The 19318-nt window shown below is 61.8% G+C and carries 17 protein-coding genes; 12 read left to right on the top strand and 5 right to left on the bottom strand.

What is annotated here, in order from left to right; all coding sequences use genetic code 11:
* Positions 1-193: 193 nt before the first annotated feature.
* Positions 194-934 (bottom strand): TetR/AcrR family transcriptional regulator, encoded by a 741-nt coding sequence (locus ACZI8R_RS13480; protein WP_463380133.1) that lies wholly within the window; start codon positions 932-934, stop codon positions 194-196.
* 75 nt (positions 935-1009) lie between these two features.
* On the opposite strand from ACZI8R_RS13480, the gene ACZI8R_RS13475 reads away from it, so the two are divergent.
* Together ACZI8R_RS13475 and ACZI8R_RS13470 are read left to right on the top strand one after the other, a co-directional pair.
* Positions 1010-1708, top strand: a complete 699-nt coding sequence (locus tag ACZI8R_RS13475; RefSeq protein ID WP_463380132.1) for an NAD(P)-dependent oxidoreductase — start codon at positions 1010-1012, stop codon at positions 1706-1708.
* 94 nt (positions 1709-1802) lie between these two features.
* Positions 1803-2708: a COX15/CtaA family protein gene (locus ACZI8R_RS13470; protein ID WP_463380235.1), complete on the top strand. Its 906-nt coding sequence runs from the start codon at positions 1803-1805 to the stop codon at positions 2706-2708.
* Between the two features lie 606 nt (positions 2709-3314).
* Here the strand turns inward: ACZI8R_RS13470 and ACZI8R_RS13465 are convergent.
* The gene (locus ACZI8R_RS13465) at positions 3315-3653 is read right to left on the bottom strand and encodes an antitoxin Xre/MbcA/ParS toxin-binding domain-containing protein (protein WP_463380131.1); all 339 of its coding nucleotides are present in this window, start codon (positions 3651-3653) and stop codon (positions 3315-3317) included.
* Between the two features lie 611 nt (positions 3654-4264).
* Here ACZI8R_RS13465 and ACZI8R_RS13460 point away from each other — a divergent pair.
* The 5 genes from ACZI8R_RS13460 to ACZI8R_RS13440 are packed head-to-tail and all read left to right on the top strand — an operon-like array spanning position 4265 to position 10006.
* Positions 4265-4888, top strand: coding sequence for a thermostable hemolysin (locus tag ACZI8R_RS13460; RefSeq protein WP_463380130.1), 624 nt, complete (start codon positions 4265-4267; stop codon positions 4886-4888).
* Positions 4889-4939: 51 nt separating this feature from the next.
* Positions 4940-6490, top strand: a complete 1551-nt coding sequence (locus ACZI8R_RS13455) for an AMP-binding protein (protein WP_463380129.1) — start codon at positions 4940-4942, stop codon at positions 6488-6490.
* Positions 6491-6520: 30 nt separating this feature from the next.
* Positions 6521-7441 (top strand): TauD/TfdA family dioxygenase, encoded by a 921-nt coding sequence (locus tag ACZI8R_RS13450; RefSeq protein ID WP_463380128.1) that lies wholly within the window; start codon positions 6521-6523, stop codon positions 7439-7441.
* Entirely contained in the window at positions 7386-8633 is a 1248-nt protein-coding gene (locus ACZI8R_RS13445) for an aminotransferase class III-fold pyridoxal phosphate-dependent enzyme (protein WP_463380127.1), read from the top strand. Before ACZI8R_RS13450 ends, ACZI8R_RS13445 begins: the two co-directional genes overlap by 56 nt.
* Positions 8630-10006, top strand: a complete 1377-nt coding sequence (locus ACZI8R_RS13440) for an aminotransferase class III-fold pyridoxal phosphate-dependent enzyme (protein ID WP_463380126.1) — start codon at positions 8630-8632, stop codon at positions 10004-10006. Before ACZI8R_RS13445 ends, ACZI8R_RS13440 begins: the two co-directional genes overlap by 4 nt.
* A 134-nt stretch (positions 10007-10140) precedes the next feature.
* Here ACZI8R_RS13440 and ACZI8R_RS13435 read toward each other — a convergent pair whose 3' ends face one another.
* Together ACZI8R_RS13435 and ACZI8R_RS13430 are read right to left on the bottom strand one after the other, a co-directional pair.
* Complete coding sequence (locus ACZI8R_RS13435; protein ID WP_463380125.1) at positions 10141-11466, bottom strand: carboxylesterase family protein; 1326 nt, start codon at positions 11464-11466, stop codon at positions 10141-10143.
* Positions 11466-12170, bottom strand: coding sequence for a FadR/GntR family transcriptional regulator (locus tag ACZI8R_RS13430; protein WP_463380124.1), 705 nt, complete (start codon positions 12168-12170; stop codon positions 11466-11468). The genes ACZI8R_RS13435 and ACZI8R_RS13430 overlap by 1 nt, the downstream gene beginning before the upstream one ends.
* Before the next feature lie 141 nt (positions 12171-12311).
* Here ACZI8R_RS13430 and ACZI8R_RS13425 point away from each other — a divergent pair, with 141 nt between their 5' ends.
* From ACZI8R_RS13425 to ACZI8R_RS13410, 4 genes are all read left to right on the top strand, one after another.
* Positions 12312-13751 carry an MFS transporter gene (locus tag ACZI8R_RS13425; protein ID WP_463380123.1) on the top strand — a complete coding sequence of 480 codons (1440 nt, stop codon included), beginning with the start codon at positions 12312-12314 and terminating at the stop codon, positions 13749-13751.
* Positions 13752-14345: 594 nt separating this feature from the next.
* Complete coding sequence (locus tag ACZI8R_RS13420; protein ID WP_463380122.1) at positions 14346-14924, top strand: hypothetical protein; 579 nt, start codon at positions 14346-14348, stop codon at positions 14922-14924.
* A complete protein-coding gene (locus tag ACZI8R_RS13415; RefSeq protein WP_463380121.1) occupies positions 14924-16492 on the top strand; it encodes an exonuclease domain-containing protein in 1569 nt (522 codons plus the stop codon). The genes ACZI8R_RS13420 and ACZI8R_RS13415 overlap by 1 nt, the downstream gene beginning before the upstream one ends.
* A 532-nt stretch (positions 16493-17024) precedes the next feature.
* A complete protein-coding gene (locus tag ACZI8R_RS13410; RefSeq protein WP_463380120.1) occupies positions 17025-18275 on the top strand; it encodes a hypothetical protein in 1251 nt (416 codons plus the stop codon).
* Positions 18276-18343: 68 nt separating this feature from the next.
* On the opposite strand, the gene ACZI8R_RS13405 is transcribed toward ACZI8R_RS13410, so the two are convergent.
* Positions 18344-18652 (bottom strand): hypothetical protein, encoded by a 309-nt coding sequence (locus ACZI8R_RS13405; RefSeq protein ID WP_463380119.1) that lies wholly within the window; start codon positions 18650-18652, stop codon positions 18344-18346.
* Here ACZI8R_RS13405 and ACZI8R_RS13400 point away from each other — a divergent pair.
* Positions 18625-19173, top strand: a complete 549-nt coding sequence (locus tag ACZI8R_RS13400) for a TetR/AcrR family transcriptional regulator C-terminal domain-containing protein (protein WP_463380118.1) — start codon at positions 18625-18627, stop codon at positions 19171-19173. The two genes, ACZI8R_RS13405 and ACZI8R_RS13400, sit on opposite strands and share 28 nt — an antisense overlap.
* The last annotated feature ends 145 nt before the right edge of the window (positions 19174-19318 follow it).

Raw genomic sequence — 19318 nt, 5'->3', positions numbered from 1 at the left:
ATTGCACACATATTGTGTTGGTTATGATGGCGTACGCCGAAAAGCTCGTACGGCATTCTGGGATCGTCGGGCGGTATTTCACTCGGCGCGCCGGTTCAATGTATTAAGCAAATCCGCCCAAATGTGATATTCATCACATTACATATGGTTGCCGGGCCTCTGGTGGCGCTCAAAGGCGTGCTCGGGCTTCACGTCATATCCCAGCGACGCCCTCGCGGAAGGTCGATCTCGAGGATCGTCGATTTGCGGTGATGTGACTGGTGAGTCCGTCGAGAATGAACGTCAGACCAATCTCGAAGTTGGAGTCCCAGTCGTGGTCGACCGGGTAGTGATGGTCGACCAGGGTGGGATAACGGTCTTGGTCCGCGGCCAACAGTTCCTGGCTCGCACGCTCGTCCTCAGGTGAGGTTCTGCGGTTGGAACGACTTGCTGCGTTGCCTGTCACGTGACTGACCAAGGTCCAGGCGGCCGCTGAGACATGAGTGCTACTGACCCCGGCTCGCAGCAAAGCTGCCTGCAAGTATTCCATCCATTCGAGGAATTCCGGTCCGAGGAGAGGTCGCTTGTTCGCGGCCAGTGCGGCCGTCCAAGGGTGTCGCATTAGTGTTGCGCGCCAGTCGGTCAGCAGTGCGCTGATGTCGCGTCGCCAATCGTCCGTGTGTAGTGCGGGCTTTGATGTTTCGGCGAAGATTGCGTCGATCGCCAGTTCGATCACGTCGTCTTTTGTGTCGACGTGCCAGTACAGGGTCGTTGCCCCGGTTCCCAGACGCTCCGCGAGTCTGCGCATCGTGAGCCGCTCAAGGCCCTCCGCGTCGAGTAGCGCCACTGTTGCAGCGACGATCCTTTCTCTGGTCAGCGGGGGAACTGTGCGTGCTGGTGGTGTTGGGCGCAGCCATACGCTGCGTGCGCCGTCGATGTTCGATGGGTCAGCCACCCCGTGAGCGTAGTACGGTGGTCCACGCCAGATCAACGTTCGGTTTCTAGACCAATGTTCTACCAGGAGATATATATGAAGATTGCCGTGTTCGGAGCGAACGGAAAGACGGGTCGGCTGGTTGTGCAGCAAGCGTTGGAGCGAGGCCACAGTGTGTCTGCTGTTGTGCGTCGGCCGAGCGAAGTCCCCATCGACAGCTCGAGTCTGCGGGTCGTGCAGGCCGACGCGATGGACCCGACCGCCGTCGACCGGGCGGTTGCGGGACACGAAGCGGTCATCTCCGCGCTCGGCGGCCCCGGCTACACCAAAGAGGCGGTGAGTATTTACTCCGAAGGAACCGCCAACATCGTTAAGGCAATGTCTGCGCACGGCGTCGGGCGATTCGCGTGCGTCGGCACGATGGGTGTGACGTTCGAGTCGCCACCGAACGAGGATCTTCTGCGCCGGCTGATGTTCAAGGTCCTGCTTCATATGGGTCGGACCGTGTATGAGGACAACGCACGGATGGAAGAGGTCGTCCACTGCTCGGAGTTGGATTGGACGATCGTTCGCGCGGCGGGGCTCTTCGACCGCGACTCCGTGACCGACTACGCCATTCGCATCCCGGGCCAACCAGGGCACTACACAGCCCGTGTCGATCTAGCCGACGCTCTCGTTCGCGTGGTGGTCAGCAATGCGCACGTCGGCCACGTGATCGAGGCGATCACGACGTCCGGAACCCCGACGTTCTGGGACGTGTTGCGCAGGGAAGCGTTCGGCCGTGCCGAACGGTGAGCGGGCGTCCGAAGGCCGCGTCCCTCGGCAGGGGCGACTCGCGGATCGAATGTCGTTCGGACGGAACAGTCTACGGTCGGCGGCGGTGACATCCATGGTCGGGACTGTGATGATCATCGTGACAGGAGGAGTTGTTCGTGTGACCGGCTCCGGGCTGGGTTGCCCGACGTGGCCATCGTGCACTGAGCAGGGGCTGGCACCGACGCCGGAGATGGGAATCCACGGCGTCATCGAATTCGGAAACCGCTTACTCACCGGGGTGCTGAGTGTCGTCGTACTCGCGTTGATCGTTATCGCCCGCTACCAACGCACCTCGGACCCCATTGTGTTGCGTTCGGCATGGATCCAGTTCTGGATCGTGGTGCTCAACGCAATCGTCGGAGGAATCACTGTCCTGGCTCGCTTGAGTCCCTACGTGGTCGCTGGGCATTTCCTCGCCGCCATGCTACTGCTGACCGCGGCGACGTACACAATAGAGCTCGTCGAGTACCGGGACTCAACGCCAAGAGGCGAAAGGCCCAGTCGGACATTGTCAGTGCGCCTTCGGTGGCTGGTCGCGAGTACCTCGCTGTTGGTGGTACTCGGCGCGGCGGTGACCGGCTCGGGAGTTCATGCAGGCGACTCGTCGGCGATTCACCGGATGCCCTTCGACTGGACCGTGATCGTGATCGCACACTCCCTCGTCGCGATCTTCACTTTCGTTGTGGGCGTGATGGTATGGCGCACCGCATGCGCACAAGGAGTGCGAAACGTTACCGCGCGCGTACGCGTATTCCTGGCTCTGTTCCTGATGCAGGGCGCCGTGGGCGTGCTGCAAGCACTGTGGAGAGAGACAGAACCGCTGGTGATCGTGCACATGCTCGGTGCCGCTCTGATCTGGGCAGGAGCGCTGAGAATACTGTTCGCGACGTCGACACATTTCGGTGCGCGACGAGCAGGGGTAGGTCGAGAGAAAGCACCCGCGGACCATCGACGGCAGCAGCGAAGTGAAACAAAGTAGACGATAGACCGGTCCCGATCAATTCGGCGAACGGCCCTTAGGGGCAGCCTTTGGCAGGGCCGACCGAGGAAGCGTCCTTAGCATGTGTGCCCGCGGCAAACGTCGTCAGTACGAGACGATCACGGCCGCTTCATGACGTCGCGCGCCGGCTAGTGGAACCACTCCGGTGTATGACGCGAAAAATTTGGTGGCAAGTGACGACGCCGGCGGAGGCGGTCAGCGCGAGTCTGGGTTGAAGGGTGCAAACGGACGAGAGCACGGCACCCGGCGCTTGGAAGCGGTGAAGGCCCGTCGGCAGTGCCTTCCTGAGTACGGAACCGCCCAAACGCAATTCCGAATACTGAAACCGAAGGTTATCCGGAACCAGAATCGGGACGCCAACAGGAACTCTCGAGTCGCCGGCCGCAGGTGGACCGTGCGCACTTGGGAGTGTGAGTCCCAGGCCGATGAGCTGCGAGCCGCAGTGTGCGTGCACCGTTCGCGCATCCGAGTTCACGCCGACGAACCAGGGAGACTTCTGTAGGCCGGTGAAGCGCTGCCTGGCCACGAACACACCGGTTGCTCGTCCACGAGGCTACGATCGTCACGACGAACTATTGGGCCAGCTCACGCGGAGCTTCCCCACATCTCGGCGTTGAGAGCCTCGAGTACGCGCGAACATCCTTCCTGACGTAGGACGGCGGCAGGCCGAGCGCCCGCGAGGAAACTATTCGGACTCGTCATCCAGGATTTAGCGGCGTCGACGCCCCAGACCAGGCGTGCGCGGGCAAAGATGTGCTCGAAATCGACGATGGTCACTGCCGACTCTGGCGTTGGCGACTTTTCTCCTGCGGCCCAGCTGGTCAGCTGCGAGGGCCTGACATCGATCGCGTCCGCCAAGCGCGATCGTCCGAAGTTGCCGATCAGGTATTTGATACGCGCGGGAGAAAGGGGATCGTCGTCCAATCCTGATGTGATCCGATCGTTTCGCACACTTCGCGTTGACCGCCACCCTCTGGCGCCCGTCGATGCCGAGGAGGTTGGCGGGGTGGCGTCCGTTCCCATACCACCCATTGAACACGATCAGCCGAGACAAATCCTGGTGCTCGGCGTTCGAGGAAAAGGAACCGCGGCGACAATCCCGTCGGCAGTCGACTCCCTACCTAACGGGTAGAGGCTTCCCCAGTAGGTTCGCTTGCGACAGCTATGCAGCAACACAACGCAGAATCCTATTCTCCTGCTTGAGCAGGCGATTCCGGCCGCTCGACCGCGAGACTCCTCGTATCGCCGCAAGCGGACCCAGGTCTGTACCCGGCTTCGATCGTGGCTTGGCGCATCTATTTCGGGGGCGTGATTTCGTCAACGCCGCACCCGTCTGATCTGCGCACACATCACGCCACTTTACGACTGCGGCCATCCGCAGTGCAGCAGTCCCATCGGTGGAGTGAGGCTAAGAAGTTCTTGACTCGAACTGAATGTGCGGTGAACAGGGTGGCGTCCTGTTGACCGCTTCTGCCCCCCAGGCTAACTTGATCGTAGTTGTCAGTCCTCTGATGACATTCGTAGGCACACAATGATTGGGGGATTTTTGCATGCGTTTACGCTGGATACGACGAGGATTGACTGACTGGGATTCGTGCGTCGATCTGGTTCAGACCCGATACTTGCGCGATCACGGCGCAGATATCGATCCGAGCCCCGAATTGTTTGCTGCCCTGTCGAAAAGCGATGACGGCATCAGCGCCGACGCGCGGTTGGCCGTAGCAGGAGTCACGTTCGGTGAGCCCGACGATCCACTGTTTTGCGAGTACTATCTCGATGCTCCAGTAGAAGATGTCGTTGCGCGCACAACAGGCCTGTCTTCGGTGCCCCGGCGAGAAGAGATCGTAGAAGTCGGCCCGCTGGTCACTTCCTCTGCAGGCCTCGGCGGTGCGTTGATCAGGCTGATACCGAGCCTGTGCTGGTGCCGTGGGGCAACTGCGATCGTCTGCACGGTCAGTAGCGCCGTAGCTGCACAGATCCGCTGCGCTGGAATCGATCTGCAGACCGTAGGCCCCGCCTACAAGAGTCATTTGCCCGCTGAGATGCAGTCGGACTGGGGCTCGTACTACGACTCAGGCGCGGAGGTCGCAGTGATCGACCTGACTCTTCAAGGTGAGCAACTCATTCAACCGCGAGTGCTCAACACCGCGAGCAGCTGATGAGTCCACAACTCGACAACAAGGACCACACAATTACAGCAGGGGGCTGACATGGCAAACGAGTGGATCATCCGAGCGATTTCCGACCCGGCGAATGCGAAAAGAGTGTTCGTCAAACGGCTCGGTAGTGAGGGCGAGGATTCAACGGTGCTCACCTACACCGAAGTCGACCGGCAGACAGCAGAACTAGCGCAACACCTGCGACAGGGTCTCGGTCTCGTCGCAGAGACCAGAGTGGGCCTCGTCGCGAAGAACTCGGAGTATTGGGTGATCGGTGACCTCGCACTTCTACGCGCGGGAATGGTCGAGGTTCCTGTGCCCCTTTCGTTTACAGCACAACAAGCGAGAAGTCTGCTAAGTCGGTGCGACTTCTGCCTCGTCGACCAGCAAGGCCGCGAGAGTATGAACCAGTGGGGACTCGGAGACGAGGTTCCCCTGATCGAAATCAGCACCGCAGCTGCAAGAGTGGAGCCGTCGGGCCTCCCTACTCTGTCCGCCGATGACCTGGAAGACCCAGTCGGCGTCGTGGCCAAAGTCATCCACACCTCAGGCACGACAGGAGCACCGAAAGGTGTCCAAGTAAGCGGACGGGGCTTGTCCGAGGTCGTGCACTCCATCGACGAACTTGCAGCGGAGGGGGCATTTCAAGACTATCTGTCCACGGTGCCACTGAGCCTGCTCATCGAGCAGATCCTAGCGATCTACCTGCCTCTCGTTCGCGGAGGAACTGTCACATTTCTCGCCGAGGGCACGGCCGAACTGGGAATGCCCGGCGCCGAACCAGGAACCGTCCTCGACACATTCCTCGACTCGGACAGCAACACGGCGTTCCTGCCGCCGGTGTTGGTTGACTTGCTCGATGAGCGGACCACACGCGATCCCGCCCTACTCTGCCGGGTGCGCGACAGAACGCTCCTGACCGGCGGGGCGCCGGTATCTACCGCCACCCTTCAGTCCCTGCACGACCACGGGATCGATGTCCTCGAGGGGTATGGACTCAGCGAGAACTCGTCCGTGGTCGCGTGGAACGCACCGGGGCGTACCAAGATCGGCACCGTCGGTCAACCACTGAGGCACTGCGAGGTCAAAACTGACGATTCAGGTGAGCTGCTAGTGCGCTCATCCTCATTGCTTGCCGGATACGAAGCGCTCGACCCCACGAGTTTGCCGGTCGACGAACAGGGCTGGCTCCATACCGGGGACCTCGCAGACATCGACAGTGACGGCTATGTCGTGATCCGTGGCCGCAGCCGGAACATGATCATTACCAGCATCGGTCGCAACGTTTCGCCGGAGTATGTCGAGTCCAACCTGCGAAGGATCCCCGGGGTCTCTGACGTCGTCGTCTTCGGCAATGATCTGCCCCGCGTCGTCGCGTTGGTCTTCGTCACCCCGGGATCTGACGTGACCGCATCCGATTTGGAGGGGTTCGCAACCGCGAATCTCTCCTACACCGATCAGCCCGAACGATTTCGGGTCATCCCCGACACCGAGAACGTTCGCGCCAACTACTTCACCGTGACCGGCAGACCGCGACGCGACGACATCTGGCGCGACCTGGCCGCAACGTGGCTGCAGCCCAGCGCAGCGACCTCCAACTAACCAACAGCTTCACTAGAAGGGAAGAACAATATGACCTCCGTCGAGCGTATCGCCGACTACGGACTCGAAATTTCCCCGCTCGGGGAAGGCACCGGAATCCTCATCGAGCCGGTCGATCGCGACACCAGCCTGCTTCGCCTGCTGGACTACGACCTACTCACCACCCTCAGTGAAGCAGGACACATTCTGGCACGCGGATTCATAAGTGACATAGAGACTTTCAACCAACTGGTCGGACATCACAGTGGCAAGCTGAGCCTTGATCCGGCCCGTGAGTTCGAAGGGAAGGTGGCACAGAAGGTCGATTCGGGCACCGGCGAGATCGGGCTACATCTTGAGAACGGCGCCACACCGTTCCTACCCGACCTCGTCTGGTTCCACTGCCTCCAAGCAGCCGAATCAGGATCCGAGACGACAGTCTGTGACGGCTTGCGTGTCTGGGACGAACTCTCCGACGATGCCAAATCCCAGTTCAAAGGACGGTCCTTGCGCTTCACGCGGACGGTACCCAGCGCCGCATGGCGACGATTCACGGCGTACTCGCTCGGAACTGGCATGGAACCCGATGCCGTGGACCTTGACGATCTGCGATCTCTGGTCACTTCAGACGGATCCACCACCATCGACTCCACCGATGACGACGCGATTACCTACACCTTCGACTCCCCAGCAGCGCGCACCCCGCGCGGAGGAGACCAGTTGGCATGGGCAAACAGTGTGTTTGGTCCCTCGTACAACTACGAATCACCCGTGATCTGCTTCGACACCGGCGAGCCGATTCCAGACGAGTTGCTCGACGAGTGCCGACGTGCCAGCGCCGTCGTCACCGAAGACATCGCCTGGCAGGACGGGGACACCGTGCTCATCGACAACACCCGCGTAATGCACGGTCGCCGTGCGATCACCGACCCGGCCCGACACATCGTCAACGCCCAGAGCTTCGTCGGCTAGTCAAACGACAGCCAAATCCGCTGGAGCCCACACTGAACAAGGACACAAATTGACAGTTCTCAAGCAGTATGCCCTCGCGTGGGAGTCGGTCTCGGCACCAGAGACGGACTTCCGGACAGCGGGGCACGGAAGCCCATCGCCGGACATGAAGCGACGGATGATCGCACAGCTTCGGAAGGTGCCACTCTCGAGCCGGGGTCTGCTGAGCCGGCCGTTGGCACGAGCTGTCACCGCTCTCGCGAACTACGCGCCGGGCCCACTCGATCTAAGCTACGTCTGCAACAGTGGGGACGAGGCTCTCGACTTCGGACTCAAGCTCTCACGTGGCCTAAACCCCGAACGTTCGGTCGTCGTCGGACTGTCTGGAGAGAATCACGGTGCACTCGTGCACGGCCGCTCCATCATGGCGGGCCGTCCATTGTGGGCGGGGCAGGCACTCATGCCTCGGACGGTGCCCGGCCACCAAGCGGCCGACCTTCTCGGCCTCATCGACGACACAGTGGCCGCCGTGGTCATTTCGCCGGTAGGGCCCGAAAGACCCCTCGCTGCGTTGGACGACCAGTGGTGGCGTGCACTCCGCCAGAAGTGTTGGTCTGCAGGAACTCTTCTGGTCGGAGACGAACGGGCTAGTGGGCCAGCCCGCTTGGGTCACCCATACGGGTTCAGTGCGCTGGGGATCACCCCTGACATCATGGTTCTCGGCAGTCAGCTTAGCGCGGGCCTCGTACCGGTTGGCGCAGCGGTGACCAGCTACGAGCTGTATCGGAAAGTCTTCGGTCACAGAAACGGCACCGTGCACGGCTCCACATTCGGGGCCAACCCAATGGCGTCGACTGCGATTGCAGCCGTGCTCGAACCCGACAGTATCGCAGCCCTGACGGATTGGTGTGCAGAGCGGGGGGCACGATGGTTGCAGTGTTGGGAACCGTTGTTGGACAACGACCTCGTTGCCATGGTCTCAGTGGACGGGCTCCACGCCTCGGTGACGTTCACGACACCAATCGCAACGCTGGCAGCGAAACGTCTCCTCGAGGAACAGTCACTCTACCCGGGGCATCCGGCGGCAGGGCGAACCCTCACTTTTGCGCCACCTCTGACAATCGACGACGACGACTTTGACGTCGCCATACAGGTTGCAGCGGAAACGATTATGGGGCTAGATGTCTCGCAGATCGAGGAGAGGAAACTGTGACTGCTACGTCTGAAGTGGAACGCCAGGAAATTCTCCACACGCTTGGTCGACATTGGAATCCGTCGCTGACAACCATGCTCGCTTCGGTAAACAGGCCGATCGAATCGCATGCCGCCGGCCACTACGTCCACGGCGAAGACGGGAGCAAATATCTGGATTGGGCCGGAAGCTACGGGGTGTTTCTCGTCGGTCACCGCAACTCCGCGGTCTCGGCACAAGTGATCGACGCTTTCGATGCTGAACCGATCCTCCCAGGAGTTCGACATTCTGCTGAGACCCAGCTCATGGACGCGCTCGTCCGGCACGTTCTTCCATCGCAGCTGACCGAAATGCGGTTCGGGTACTCGGGCGCACATATCGCAGAGCTCGCGTTGCAGCTGGTGATGCAGGCGCAGCCTCAGCGCGACAAGATTGTTGTCGTTGCCGGGGGCTACCACGGGAAGACCTTGGGCGCGGTCTCGCTGCTGGGTGGAGCCCATCGCGCGCCCTTCGCCGATCCGGGTTCCAACGTCGTGACGGTGCCGCCTGGCGACGCAGATGCGTTCGCCGCAGCGGTAGCTCGCCGTGATGTTGCGGCGGCGTTCATCGAGCCCGTGCTCGGCGGGGGAAACCTCCGAGTGCCTCCCTCCGGGTGGCTGACGCGTGTGGCCGAGGCCTGTTCGGAGACGGGGACCTTGCTCGTCGCCGACGAAATCCAAACTGGGTTCGGTCGGACAGGCGCAATGCTCGCGAGTGACCACGAGGGCGTCACTCCCGATGTCCTCCTGCTATCCAAAGCGCTCACCGGCGGCCACGTTCCTGTCGCGGTCCTGGCCACGACCAGTGAGCTCATTGCGCGGGTCCAGTCGGACACCTCAATCGAGGCAGAACACGTCGAGGACGAGCACCTGTTGTACCCGGCTTCGGCGGCCGCAGGAACCGCGGCTATCGAGGCTGTGGTCAACGGTGGATTGGTCGAGCGTGCCCGGGAGCTCGGATTGATTCTGTGCGAAGGGCTCTCAGACATTGCTGCGCGGCACCCCAAGCACGTGGTCGACGCGCCGGGCATCGGGATGATGGCGGGCCTGCGGATGCGCAATCCTGCAGCCGAATCACTATTGGCCATGCAGATGGGGCAGAGGGGAATTCACCTCGGACACTCTCTCAACGAGGAGCTCCAGACCCCGGTCCTGCGGTTCTATCCGCCGCTCACTGTGCTACCTGAGCACATCGAGCAGGTCCTCGAAGCGGCCGAGGAATCGCTGACGTGGCTCGATCGGCGGCCACGTGTTCTGCTGAACGGAATCACGGGACTCCTGCGCCGGCAGCGTCGGATCCCACGCCCGATTGTGATGAGCTTGAACCACTCACCGCTCACTGTTACTTGGGAGTGATGTAGGAAGCGTCAGAAGCGTTCGGCCGGGGGCGGAAAGCTCCCGGCCGAACGCGTTGTCTGAGTGGCAGTTCCAAGGCCGGATGTGCATTGATCGGCATGATGCTGGACGCTCATCACTTGTCGAACAGTTTACTACTCGCTATCGGACAGGCCGTGAGAGCTGACGACGTTACGGTGGGGGAACGGCTGTAGGGGTGGCCGACCCGTGGCTGCGAACTCGGCCCAGATTCCGCGCACCAGAGTCCGTGTTCGCGTCAACTCTTCATCGTTCCAATTTTGCAGCAGTGGCGCGGTACGCGAATGCGCGTGGCCGAGGATGAAGGGAATATCGACGCAGTGTGGGGACCCCATCCCACGCAGAGCGCCACGGGTGCTGAGATCGAACTGAAGAAAGTATCCAGGCGTCGCAGCAGACTCGAATTGGCGAAGATAGTCGTGCGCAGGATCGGTGAACATTGACGAGGTGAACGCCGCACTCGTCGGAGACGGACTGTCAGTTCCTGCTTCTGTCTGACCAGGGTTCTTCGCCCTCGGGTCGAACCAGAGAGACGACTCATCGACAGTAGTTGTGACCAGGACAGGAATGGATGCTGGTGGTCTGGGCAGATTCGTGTCGGGTACGAGGTCACCGTCGAGCGTCAATCGCAGCGGCGGATTCAGAAGACCTGCCTGTGCCGATTGACGCACCACACGCGCCTGTTCTTCCATGACGCCGGACAGAGCAAGCGGCTGTAGTTCCTCGAATCGCACGCCACTGCTGTCGAGCTCACTCTCCGCAACTGGGGCCATCCCGAACGGGGCGCTTTGCAAGATCGCGGCGTGGGTGTATTCGGCCAGCTCCTCGCGGGGAAGCAGGTGTGCGAGAAGCTGCGCTCCCGCCGATTGCCCGATCGTGCACACCCTGGAGGGATCGCCGCCGAAGGCAGTGATGTTCGCGTTGATCCATCGCAGCCCCTGCAAGACGTCCCACGCACCTGCATTCAGAAGGGGAGCTGACTCTGGTGTATCGGCTGTGAAGTGAGGAAAACCCAGTACGCCGAGCCGGTACCCCATGAGCACGACGATGACATTGTGCTCGCGTGCGAACTCAGCGCCGTCGTAACGGGGAAGGTAGGGCGACCCCGACAGGAAGCTCCCGCCGTGAATCCAGACGATCACAGGTAAGGAATCACCCTCTGTTCCCGGAGTCCAGATCGATAGGTGTAGGCAGTCCTCATCGAACGAGTCTGGCGGGGGGTCGCCGAATATCTCAGCAAACGGCGACGGCAGCTGAGGTGCGGAACCGCGCGGCCGCGTGGCGTCACGCTGCCCGCCCCATGGCTCGACGGGCTGCGGTGCCGCAAAGCGGTTGGCGCCCGCGGTTGACGCCCCGTAAGGCACGCCGTGGAACGTGGCCACCCCCTCACTGCGGATTCCGAGAAGGTGCCCTTCGCGGACGGTGACGCTCTGGTGCTCCATCAGTTCGCTTCCGCGTCATCGCTGTTGTCGATGGCTGCAATCGACATGGCAACTACCTCGTAGGCCGCCCGCCGGGCTGCGGCCACGTCACGAGACGCAATCGCCTCGACGATCGCGGCATGGGAGTCGTGCCCGCACGAGGGGACCGTGGTGTCCGAATGCACCAGATGCAGGCCGTCGCGAAGCCGACCGACGAAGTACCTGTACGTCTCATACAGCAACGCGTTCCCTGAAATGTGCGCAATCTCCATGTGAAAATCGGAGTCGTCTGCAGCGAACTGCTGCGGGTCGGATCGATCCGACTCGGACTTGTCACGCTGGTCCAGTAGGGCGCGCAGCCGTATCAGATCGTCTTCGGTGTGCCGAGCGGCTGCCAGACCCGCTGCCTGGACGTCGTAGGCCATCTGAACCTCGAAGATCTCGGCAACACCGGCGTGATCGAGACCCTCCAACATCGCGGCAGGGCTGTGCGTGGTCCGCACATAGGTGCCGGAACCGTGCACGGGATCGAGCATGCCCAGTCGCGCCAGGCCGCGAATTGCCTCCCTTACAACGGTGCGGGAGACATTCATTTGATTCGACAGCGCAACCTCGCCGGGAAGCTTGCTGCCAACCGGCCATTCGCCGCCGGTGAGCTGCTCGATCATCTGTGCTGTGACCAGGTCCAATGTCGTCGGAGACGACTCGATGGCTTTCAGTGCCATGAAGGGGCCTTTCAGTTCGCGGGATGGTGCCGTCGGGAGGTCATACTACATCGCGTCAGACGTAAGTCGCCAGACGTCCGACAACTTGCTACGGTGGTGCCGTCAACCTGAAACGATCGACATCCGAAGGGAATCGACACGATGTCTGAAACTGCTGCCGATCAGCCGGAAACCGGGAGCTGGAAAGAACTACTAGGACCGCGCCATCGCGGCGTGATCACCGTCCTCGCCGGCGGAGTCGCCCTCTACGCGACCAACGTCTTTCTCACCACCAGCTTGTTACCCTCGGCCATCGAAGACATCGGCGGCGAAGAGCTGTACGCCTGGGCCACAACCGTGTTCCTTCTCGGCTCGGTCATTACGTCCGTGCTCGTCAGCCGCTTCCTCGCTGCGGTCGGCCCCACAGCGGCGTACCTGTCGGCGCTCGGGGCCTTCGCCGCGGGATCGGTGATCTGTGCCGTGGCACCGACCATGTCGATCATGTTGGGCGGCCGCGCGGTGCAAGGTCTCGGTGGCGGCCTGCTCGCCGGACTGGGCTACGCGTTGATTCGATCGACCCTGCCGTCGGCATTGTGGGCCCGTGGCACTGCTCTGATCTCGGCGATGTGGGGCGTGGGAACCTTTCTCGGCCCTACCCTCGGTGGCGCGATGGCCGAGTACACGAACTGGCGCCTTGCCTTCGCGATCCTCATCGCGGTCTCGATCGGCGTGGCCCTCACGGTGCCGCGAGCACTGAGTGCCGCTACCACCGAACGCGGTGAACGCGAAGCTTTCCCCGCAACGTCGCTAGTGCTGATCGTGGCTGCCGCCATGTCGATCAGTGTGGCGGGTCTGCTGTCCTCGCACGCCGCGACGTTGGGCACGGTCGCCTTCGGAATCGCGCTGCTTGTCGTGTTTTACCTGCACGAACGCCGAGGTGGCGCGACGGTTCTGCCAGCCGCCACATTCGCCCCGGGCTCCACATTGCGATGGATATACCTCACCATCGCGATCCTTGCGATCGCCTCGACCACCGAAACCTTCGTGCCGCTGTTCGGCCAGCGACTGGGCGGGCTTGCACCCCTTGCCGCAGGGTTCCTCGGTGCCGCTCTGGCTGCGGGCTGGACGCTTGGTGAGATACCCAGCGCGAGTGCATCACGACCGGCGACAACGCGCCTCATCGTCCTGGTCTCACCCCTCGTCATCGCGGCGGGATTGGCGGCCACCGCACTGTTGCAGACGGAGTCGGCGAGCGGCATTCGCGTTCTGCTGTGGGCCGTGACCCTGTTGGTGCTCGGTGCCGGAATCGGAATCGCCTGGCCACATCTGGCGTCCGGAGCGATGCACAGCGTCACCGATCCGACTGAGGGCGATAAGGCGTCTGCGGCGATCAACATCGTCCAACTCGTGGCCAACGCCTTCGGCGCCGCACTGGCAGGCGTACTGGTAAACCTCGCCGATACGGATCTCGGCTCGGCACGCCTGCTCTACGGCGGGTTCGCGATGCTGGTTCTGGTCGTCGGGAGTGCGAGCGCAGTTCTCAGCCAGCGGAAGATTGCGTCAGCCGAATCGAGTACCCGCTCCGAATCGGTGACCGCGTGAGCACGGATAGGCGTCAAGACAGGCGATGCACATTCCGCCCAAATGCTGTGACCTTCGCCGACACGATCTGGCGTGGGCTGCTGCATGCACAGTCGTGAACCCGGGATCATTTGCCACTGCGGGTTCGATAACAATGAGTCGGCTGTCTGTAGAGAGTTTGCGTGGGAGCCCTTCTGTCTGCAGGCAGACGCCGATTTTCTTGATCAAACCAGAGTCGCTCGATGCATCGAATCCGAATCCATTGTCACTATCCACGAATTGGTGGGGAGGCCATCAGCCGTGGATGGCTTGTCTTCTGCATGCACGCCTTGGTAGCAAACGTATCGGTGATCTTCTGGCACCGATGATGCGTGACAACTGTCAGATTCCTCCTCTAGGAGACCGGATTGGGTCCGGCGCGCCAGTGCAGTTCCACGCACGGTCTGCCGGACGTGTACCGCGTCGGAATGATCAGAAGCAGGTTGAATGGTGGCGCAGCCACCCCGCAGCGCAGCGTTGCGGGATGGCTGCTGTACGTCGACTGATCTACAGCTCGCCGGCGAGTGGGCGTCGTATCGTTACTGGACTATTCGCGCGTGGACAGGTGGGGGAGTAATGCTCGGATTTGCGGTGGTGGGCCGGTCTGAGGGTGGGCATGAGACTGCGGTGTGGTTGACGTCGCGTGAGGGTGCACAGGTACGTCACACGAACGCGGTCGTGCTCCAGAACGATGACGATAGGTATAGCGCTCGGGTGCGGGCGTTGATCACGAATCGCGTGGTGGTTTTGACTGACGGGACCGTGCCTCTGGCTGACTTAGGGAGCGCGCTGGATGTGAGTGAGTTCGGTGACTTCATCTCAGAGACCTCCGACTGGCAGCAACAGATTGTGCACGCGATCGTTGAGTACAGGCGCCGGAACAAAAAGAAGTTGGTTCGCCCTGTCTTCCCGGATGTCCCGGTGTTGGGTCTGCCGGTGGCCGACGAGCCGCAATACCGTGCGCTGGCGGTGGCGAATTATGTCCGCGGTATGTGGGCGGGCTGGTTGGCAGCTGAGGAGCAGCGTCGGCGGCGGACGGTGGACTCACGCACCGGTGAGCCCTCGCTGATTCTGCCGGAGGAGATGAGGAGCCCGATACTCGCGGAGTTGCCACCGAAGTTCGCAGCCCGGGTGTTGCCGGTTCGGGCGGCGTGATGCTCGACTACGTAGCTGTGGACTTCGAAGCAGCGAACTCATATAGAGGCTCGCCATGCTCGATTGGTTTGGTGCGGGTTCGCGGCGGTGTTCCTGTGGCAGAGCGTCATTGGTTTATGCGTCCGCCTGAGCGAGTGGACCACTTTTCGGGGTTCAACGTGTCCTTGCACGGGATCACCGCCCAGCGGGTGGCAGGTGAGCCGAGGTGGAGAGATTTGCTGCCGCGGATCGTCGATTTCATCGGTGACGATGTCGTGGTCGCACACAATGCGGGTTTCGACGTCGGTGTGATCCGGTATGCGTGTGCGGCGGACAATATCGAGTGGCCCGAGCTTCGGTTTCTGTGCACGCTGGTGACCGCTCGTCGGGCATTGGCATTGCCGACGTATCGGCTGCCGTATGTGGTTGAGCATTTCGGCGGTGCGCCGGTGGATCATCACGATGCGCTCGCAGATGCGCATGCAGTGGTTGCGGTTGTGTGTGGCTTGGCGGCTGAGGCAGGCGCGAACACGCTCGACGAACTTGCCGAGTCGGTGGGCGTTCGTGTCGGCCGAATGACTGCCGGCTTGTACAGCGGCAGCGTGGCAGTCTCTGTTTCGGGAGAGTCCCGTCTCGTCCGCCCCGAGTTGAACCCCGACGCGGACGTCGACGGGTATCTGTTCGGGCGGGTGGTGGTGTTCACAGGCACGCTGATGTCGATGGCTCGACAGATCGCGTGGCAGGAGTGTGCGCGTGTCGGCGCGATCGCTGCAGAGGCGACGACGAAGAAGACTCAGGTGCTGGTGGTAGGTGACATCAATCCGGCGGTGTTGCGGCCAGGGTCGAACGTCACCGGTAAAACTCGACGGGCCTTCGAGCTACAAGCAAAGGGCCAACCGATCGAGGTGATGACCGAGGACGACTTCCTGCGATGCCTGGAAGGAAAGCCGCTGGCCGGCCCAGACGCCCTGTTGGAAACCGTCGAAGGTGACCTGTCTTCGTTGCCGATAACTCCTCGCCTTCGCAAGGTGCCGTTGGATGAGAGGCCGAAACCGAAGCCGCCGAGGGCATTGCGGCGAGAACCTGTACCGACAACACAACTCTGCTCGAGCGCGGACTGCGCAAACACTGCCGCGTTCAGGACCAGGACCAAACCAACGTGGTGCGAGCACCACATCGTCGAGCAGCAGCTTAAGGGCGGGCTCAGAGCGTTGGAATCGTTCACCCGCGTCGATGACTGGCAATTGACCGAATGTTTGACCTGCACAGTCCAGGCCCACTACCGGTTCGAGTACACCCTGGACAAGAATGCAATCGGCGAGCCGACGTGCCGTGCCTGCCACTGGCGCGCATGGGCTGGCCACTCACGGGACATGCAAAGCGAATGGGCGTCAGCCGAGCCGGTCCCGGTGCCCTTCGAAGAGGCGAAAGCTCATGCCGAAGAACACGGCTACGAATACCTTGGGCCGCTGACAGCCCCGTCCTTCATCGACGACCCGCACCACACGCGATGTCGACGGTGCGGCCGGATCAGCGCCGAACGTCTCGGTGACATCTCGTTCGGGTGCTCGACTTGCAAGCCCCTATGAAGTGGGTGGGGTGAAGCTTTGGTGCGGCGATCTTCGCGCGCGCACGTTCGTTGGCGCGGGGACTCAGCCTTCTTACCTACTTGCCAGTGACTGTGGGCGCGATCAGGAGCTTGCGACAGCAACGCCCGGCTTCTGAATGGAGCCCCACTTCGTTCCAAATTTGCCGTCCATGAATCTCATCGGGCAGGTGCACTTCGCGGTTCACGAACGGTGTTGTCTCTGCCGCTGGGAAATTCGTGTGGTCCCACGAACGGTGCGTACGCTATGCCATCCTCAGGCGAAGTAGTCGCTCAAATGAACTGACCGGATTCGAACGACAGGGGTGGACGTGAATAGGAACGGGCAACGCTGGGGAGCCGCTCGTAGTGCGGTTATTGTCGGGACTGTGGCGGCGGCCTCGGTTGGAGCGACGATTGCAACGCAGCGGACTGGCCGCTTCAACTGCGAGGGTAGGTCAACAGGGTCGACGCAGGCGGAATTGAATTCGTCTGAGCGAGCGATTGCCGCGGGAGGTCAGTCTCCAGTCTTGCAGGTGGACGACGTGGAGTTCGATTCTGCGGTGCGAAATGCACGCGGGGTGATGTGGGGCGGTGTACTGCTGGTAGCAGTTATGTCCGTTGCGATCTGCGGGTTGCTCGCCGCATTGGTGGCGCTGTTCACGACCTCGGATACGGAACATGCTGGTGATGCCAGCTTTGCGGCGTGGCGAGCGAATCTCTCAGGACTGATTGATTCTCAAGTCGCCCTGGTCCTTAGCTCGGGTCTGGTCGCTGTCATCGTGACAGTGAATGTCGCCGTGTCGTTGGCGCGTCATGACGCAGGCACGCTGCACGAGGCGACGTTGACAGCTTTGTGGGCCAAGCTATTGTCCTTTCTCTCGTTGCTTGCCTCGGTGACCTGTGTGGTTTTCGCTGTAGTTTTGGCCGTTGGAGTTGGGACCGATGGCCACAAAGGCTCAGAGCTGGTGGCGGTGGTTGTGGCCGCACTCTTTAGTGTCGGTTTCGCTGCAACAGTTGTGGTGTCGGACCGGTCGGGTGCGGAGGGCCGTCGGTTGCTCATGGACGCGAGGCGGCAGCGTAAGCAGTTCGTCGCCCGTAGAGGGCGGTTTGTCGAGTGGCCGAACGCTCAGGGGTCGGCGACGTCGCGGGCCGCGGGATACACGGCAGTCGAGACGGATACCCAGGATCGCTCGGATGACGGCGCGCTGCTTTGGCGCGCCCTTGGCTCCGCTGCTGCCGCTTTCGTGCTCGCGCTCGTGGCGACACTGGTGCTCGTCTCAGCCTTTGTTGGCAGCGTTGCGATTCCGTGGGGGTTCGTTGTCGTACAGGCGACTATCGTTCTGAGTGCCCAGATATTTGTCTGGTACACGGTTCTCCTGCGCTGGACGTCGTACTCCAAGCAGGACGAGGAGCGGACAAAGCTCCCCAAAATATTGCTCTCGTCCATGGGCGTGTATTTGGTAGCTATGACGGCAATGTGTTGTGTGGTTATGGGCGGCTCTGCGATTGGCGTGATCGCAGCTTCGTCGGTGGCATTTTGTGCACCACCGGTGATCATGCTTGTCTTAGCGTGGGCAGGCGGTAAACGGGCACGAAGTGCCGGGTGTCGACGGTTGGGTTGGTTTGCGAGTGGTCTATGGGGTGGCATCGATTCCTTCCTCGCGTCGCGTATATCGGCCTTGGGTGCACGCATAGAGGCTCTGGAGAACCAGCAAGTCACTCAGTCTCAGTTTCCGGGCACTTACGTCCAGCGAAATGTGCTTCGTGACAAGGTCTCTGGGTAGCATTTGCTGGTGCTGCTGTCGTTGATACGCGAGTGGCGGTCGGACTGAGTCGCCGTCGGCGGTCAATATCAGTTGTTGAGGTGGCGCCGAAGGTGTTCGGCGGTGTGGGTTTCGCTGCCTGTGATCATCTGTCTGGGGGTGCCTTCGTAGACGACTTGGCCGCCGTCGTGTCCGGCTTCTGGCCCGATGTCGATGATCCAGTCGGCGGCGGCGATGACGTCAAGATTGTGCTCTATGACTATGAGTGTCGCCCCGTTTGTGATGAGTCGGTCGAGCAGTTCGATAAGTCGGGCGATGTCGGCGATGTGGAGTCCTGTGGTGGGCTCGTCGAGGGCGATCGTGCGCCCCGGTGGCCGGGCCGAACTCGTCGAGCTCATGTTCGATCACGTCGCGGACGCGACCTACACGGCCTTCACGATCCCCGAAAACGCCGACTGGCGGCCGCGTCACGGCGATCGCAGAAGCGAACTGGGTGAGCTGCCAGGCCCATCCATGGATCACCGAGCTTGCCACGGGACGGGTCGTCCCCGGCCCCGGTGCATCGACCAAGTATGAGGCCGAGCTACGTGCCCTCGACGGGATCGGATTGACCGACATCGACATGGACCACACCCTGACCGCGCTGCTATCCCTCGTGCACGGGACCGCCCGGGAGGCACTTGCGAACAAAGACTCTCGCCAGCTCGGCGAAGACCATGACGCCGACTGGTGGTCGCACATCGAACCCGCCCTCACCGCAGCCATCGGCGACCCAGACCGATTCCCAACCGCGACACGCGTATCCCGCGCTCTCGGGGAGGAGACCGGCAAGGCCAACGACCCTGAAGGCGCCTACCGGCGAGGTGTGGGATTGCTTCTTGACGGCGTCGCCCAACAGATCGCGAGATCGGGGTCCTGAGGCCAAGCTTCGCTTCATGTTCGGGCACGCTGACTTCGCTGGAGCGATCGTTCCCGCGCCGCTGCTCGGGTGTGGCGTGAATTGGGCGAGCCGGAATGTTGACGAGTTCTTGGGCGACCTGCGCGGTACAGCGAAAACCAATGCG

The organism is Rhodococcus huquni (assembly GCF_055231055.1).
This window is presented reverse-complemented; position numbering and strand designations above follow the sequence as displayed.

Excerpts from the sequence above, each read along its gene's own strand:
- ACZI8R_RS13405 (WP_463380119.1), bottom strand. The coding sequence starts at position 18,652 with ATGAGCTCGACGAGTTCGGCCCGGCCACCGGGGCGCACGATCGCCCTC.
- ACZI8R_RS13435 (WP_463380125.1), bottom strand. The coding sequence starts at position 11,466 with ATGGAGCACCAGAGCGTCACCGTCCGCGAAGGGCACCTTCTCGGAATC.
- ACZI8R_RS13470 (WP_463380235.1), top strand. The coding sequence starts at position 1,803 with ATGGTCGGGACTGTGATGATCATCGTGACAGGAGGAGTTGTTCGTGTG.
- ACZI8R_RS13455 (WP_463380129.1), top strand. The coding sequence starts at position 4,940 with ATGGCAAACGAGTGGATCATCCGAGCGATTTCCGACCCGGCGAATGCG.
- ACZI8R_RS13430 (WP_463380124.1), bottom strand. The coding sequence starts at position 12,170 with ATGGCACTGAAAGCCATCGAGTCGTCTCCGACGACATTGGACCTGGTC.
- ACZI8R_RS13425 (WP_463380123.1), top strand. The coding sequence starts at position 12,312 with ATGTCTGAAACTGCTGCCGATCAGCCGGAAACCGGGAGCTGGAAAGAA.
- ACZI8R_RS13420 (WP_463380122.1), top strand. The coding sequence starts at position 14,346 with ATGCTCGGATTTGCGGTGGTGGGCCGGTCTGAGGGTGGGCATGAGACT.
- ACZI8R_RS13450 (WP_463380128.1), top strand. The coding sequence starts at position 6,521 with ATGACCTCCGTCGAGCGTATCGCCGACTACGGACTCGAAATTTCCCCG.
- ACZI8R_RS13415 (WP_463380121.1), top strand. The coding sequence starts at position 14,924 with ATGCTCGACTACGTAGCTGTGGACTTCGAAGCAGCGAACTCATATAGA.
- ACZI8R_RS13475 (WP_463380132.1), top strand. The coding sequence starts at position 1,010 with ATGAAGATTGCCGTGTTCGGAGCGAACGGAAAGACGGGTCGGCTGGTT.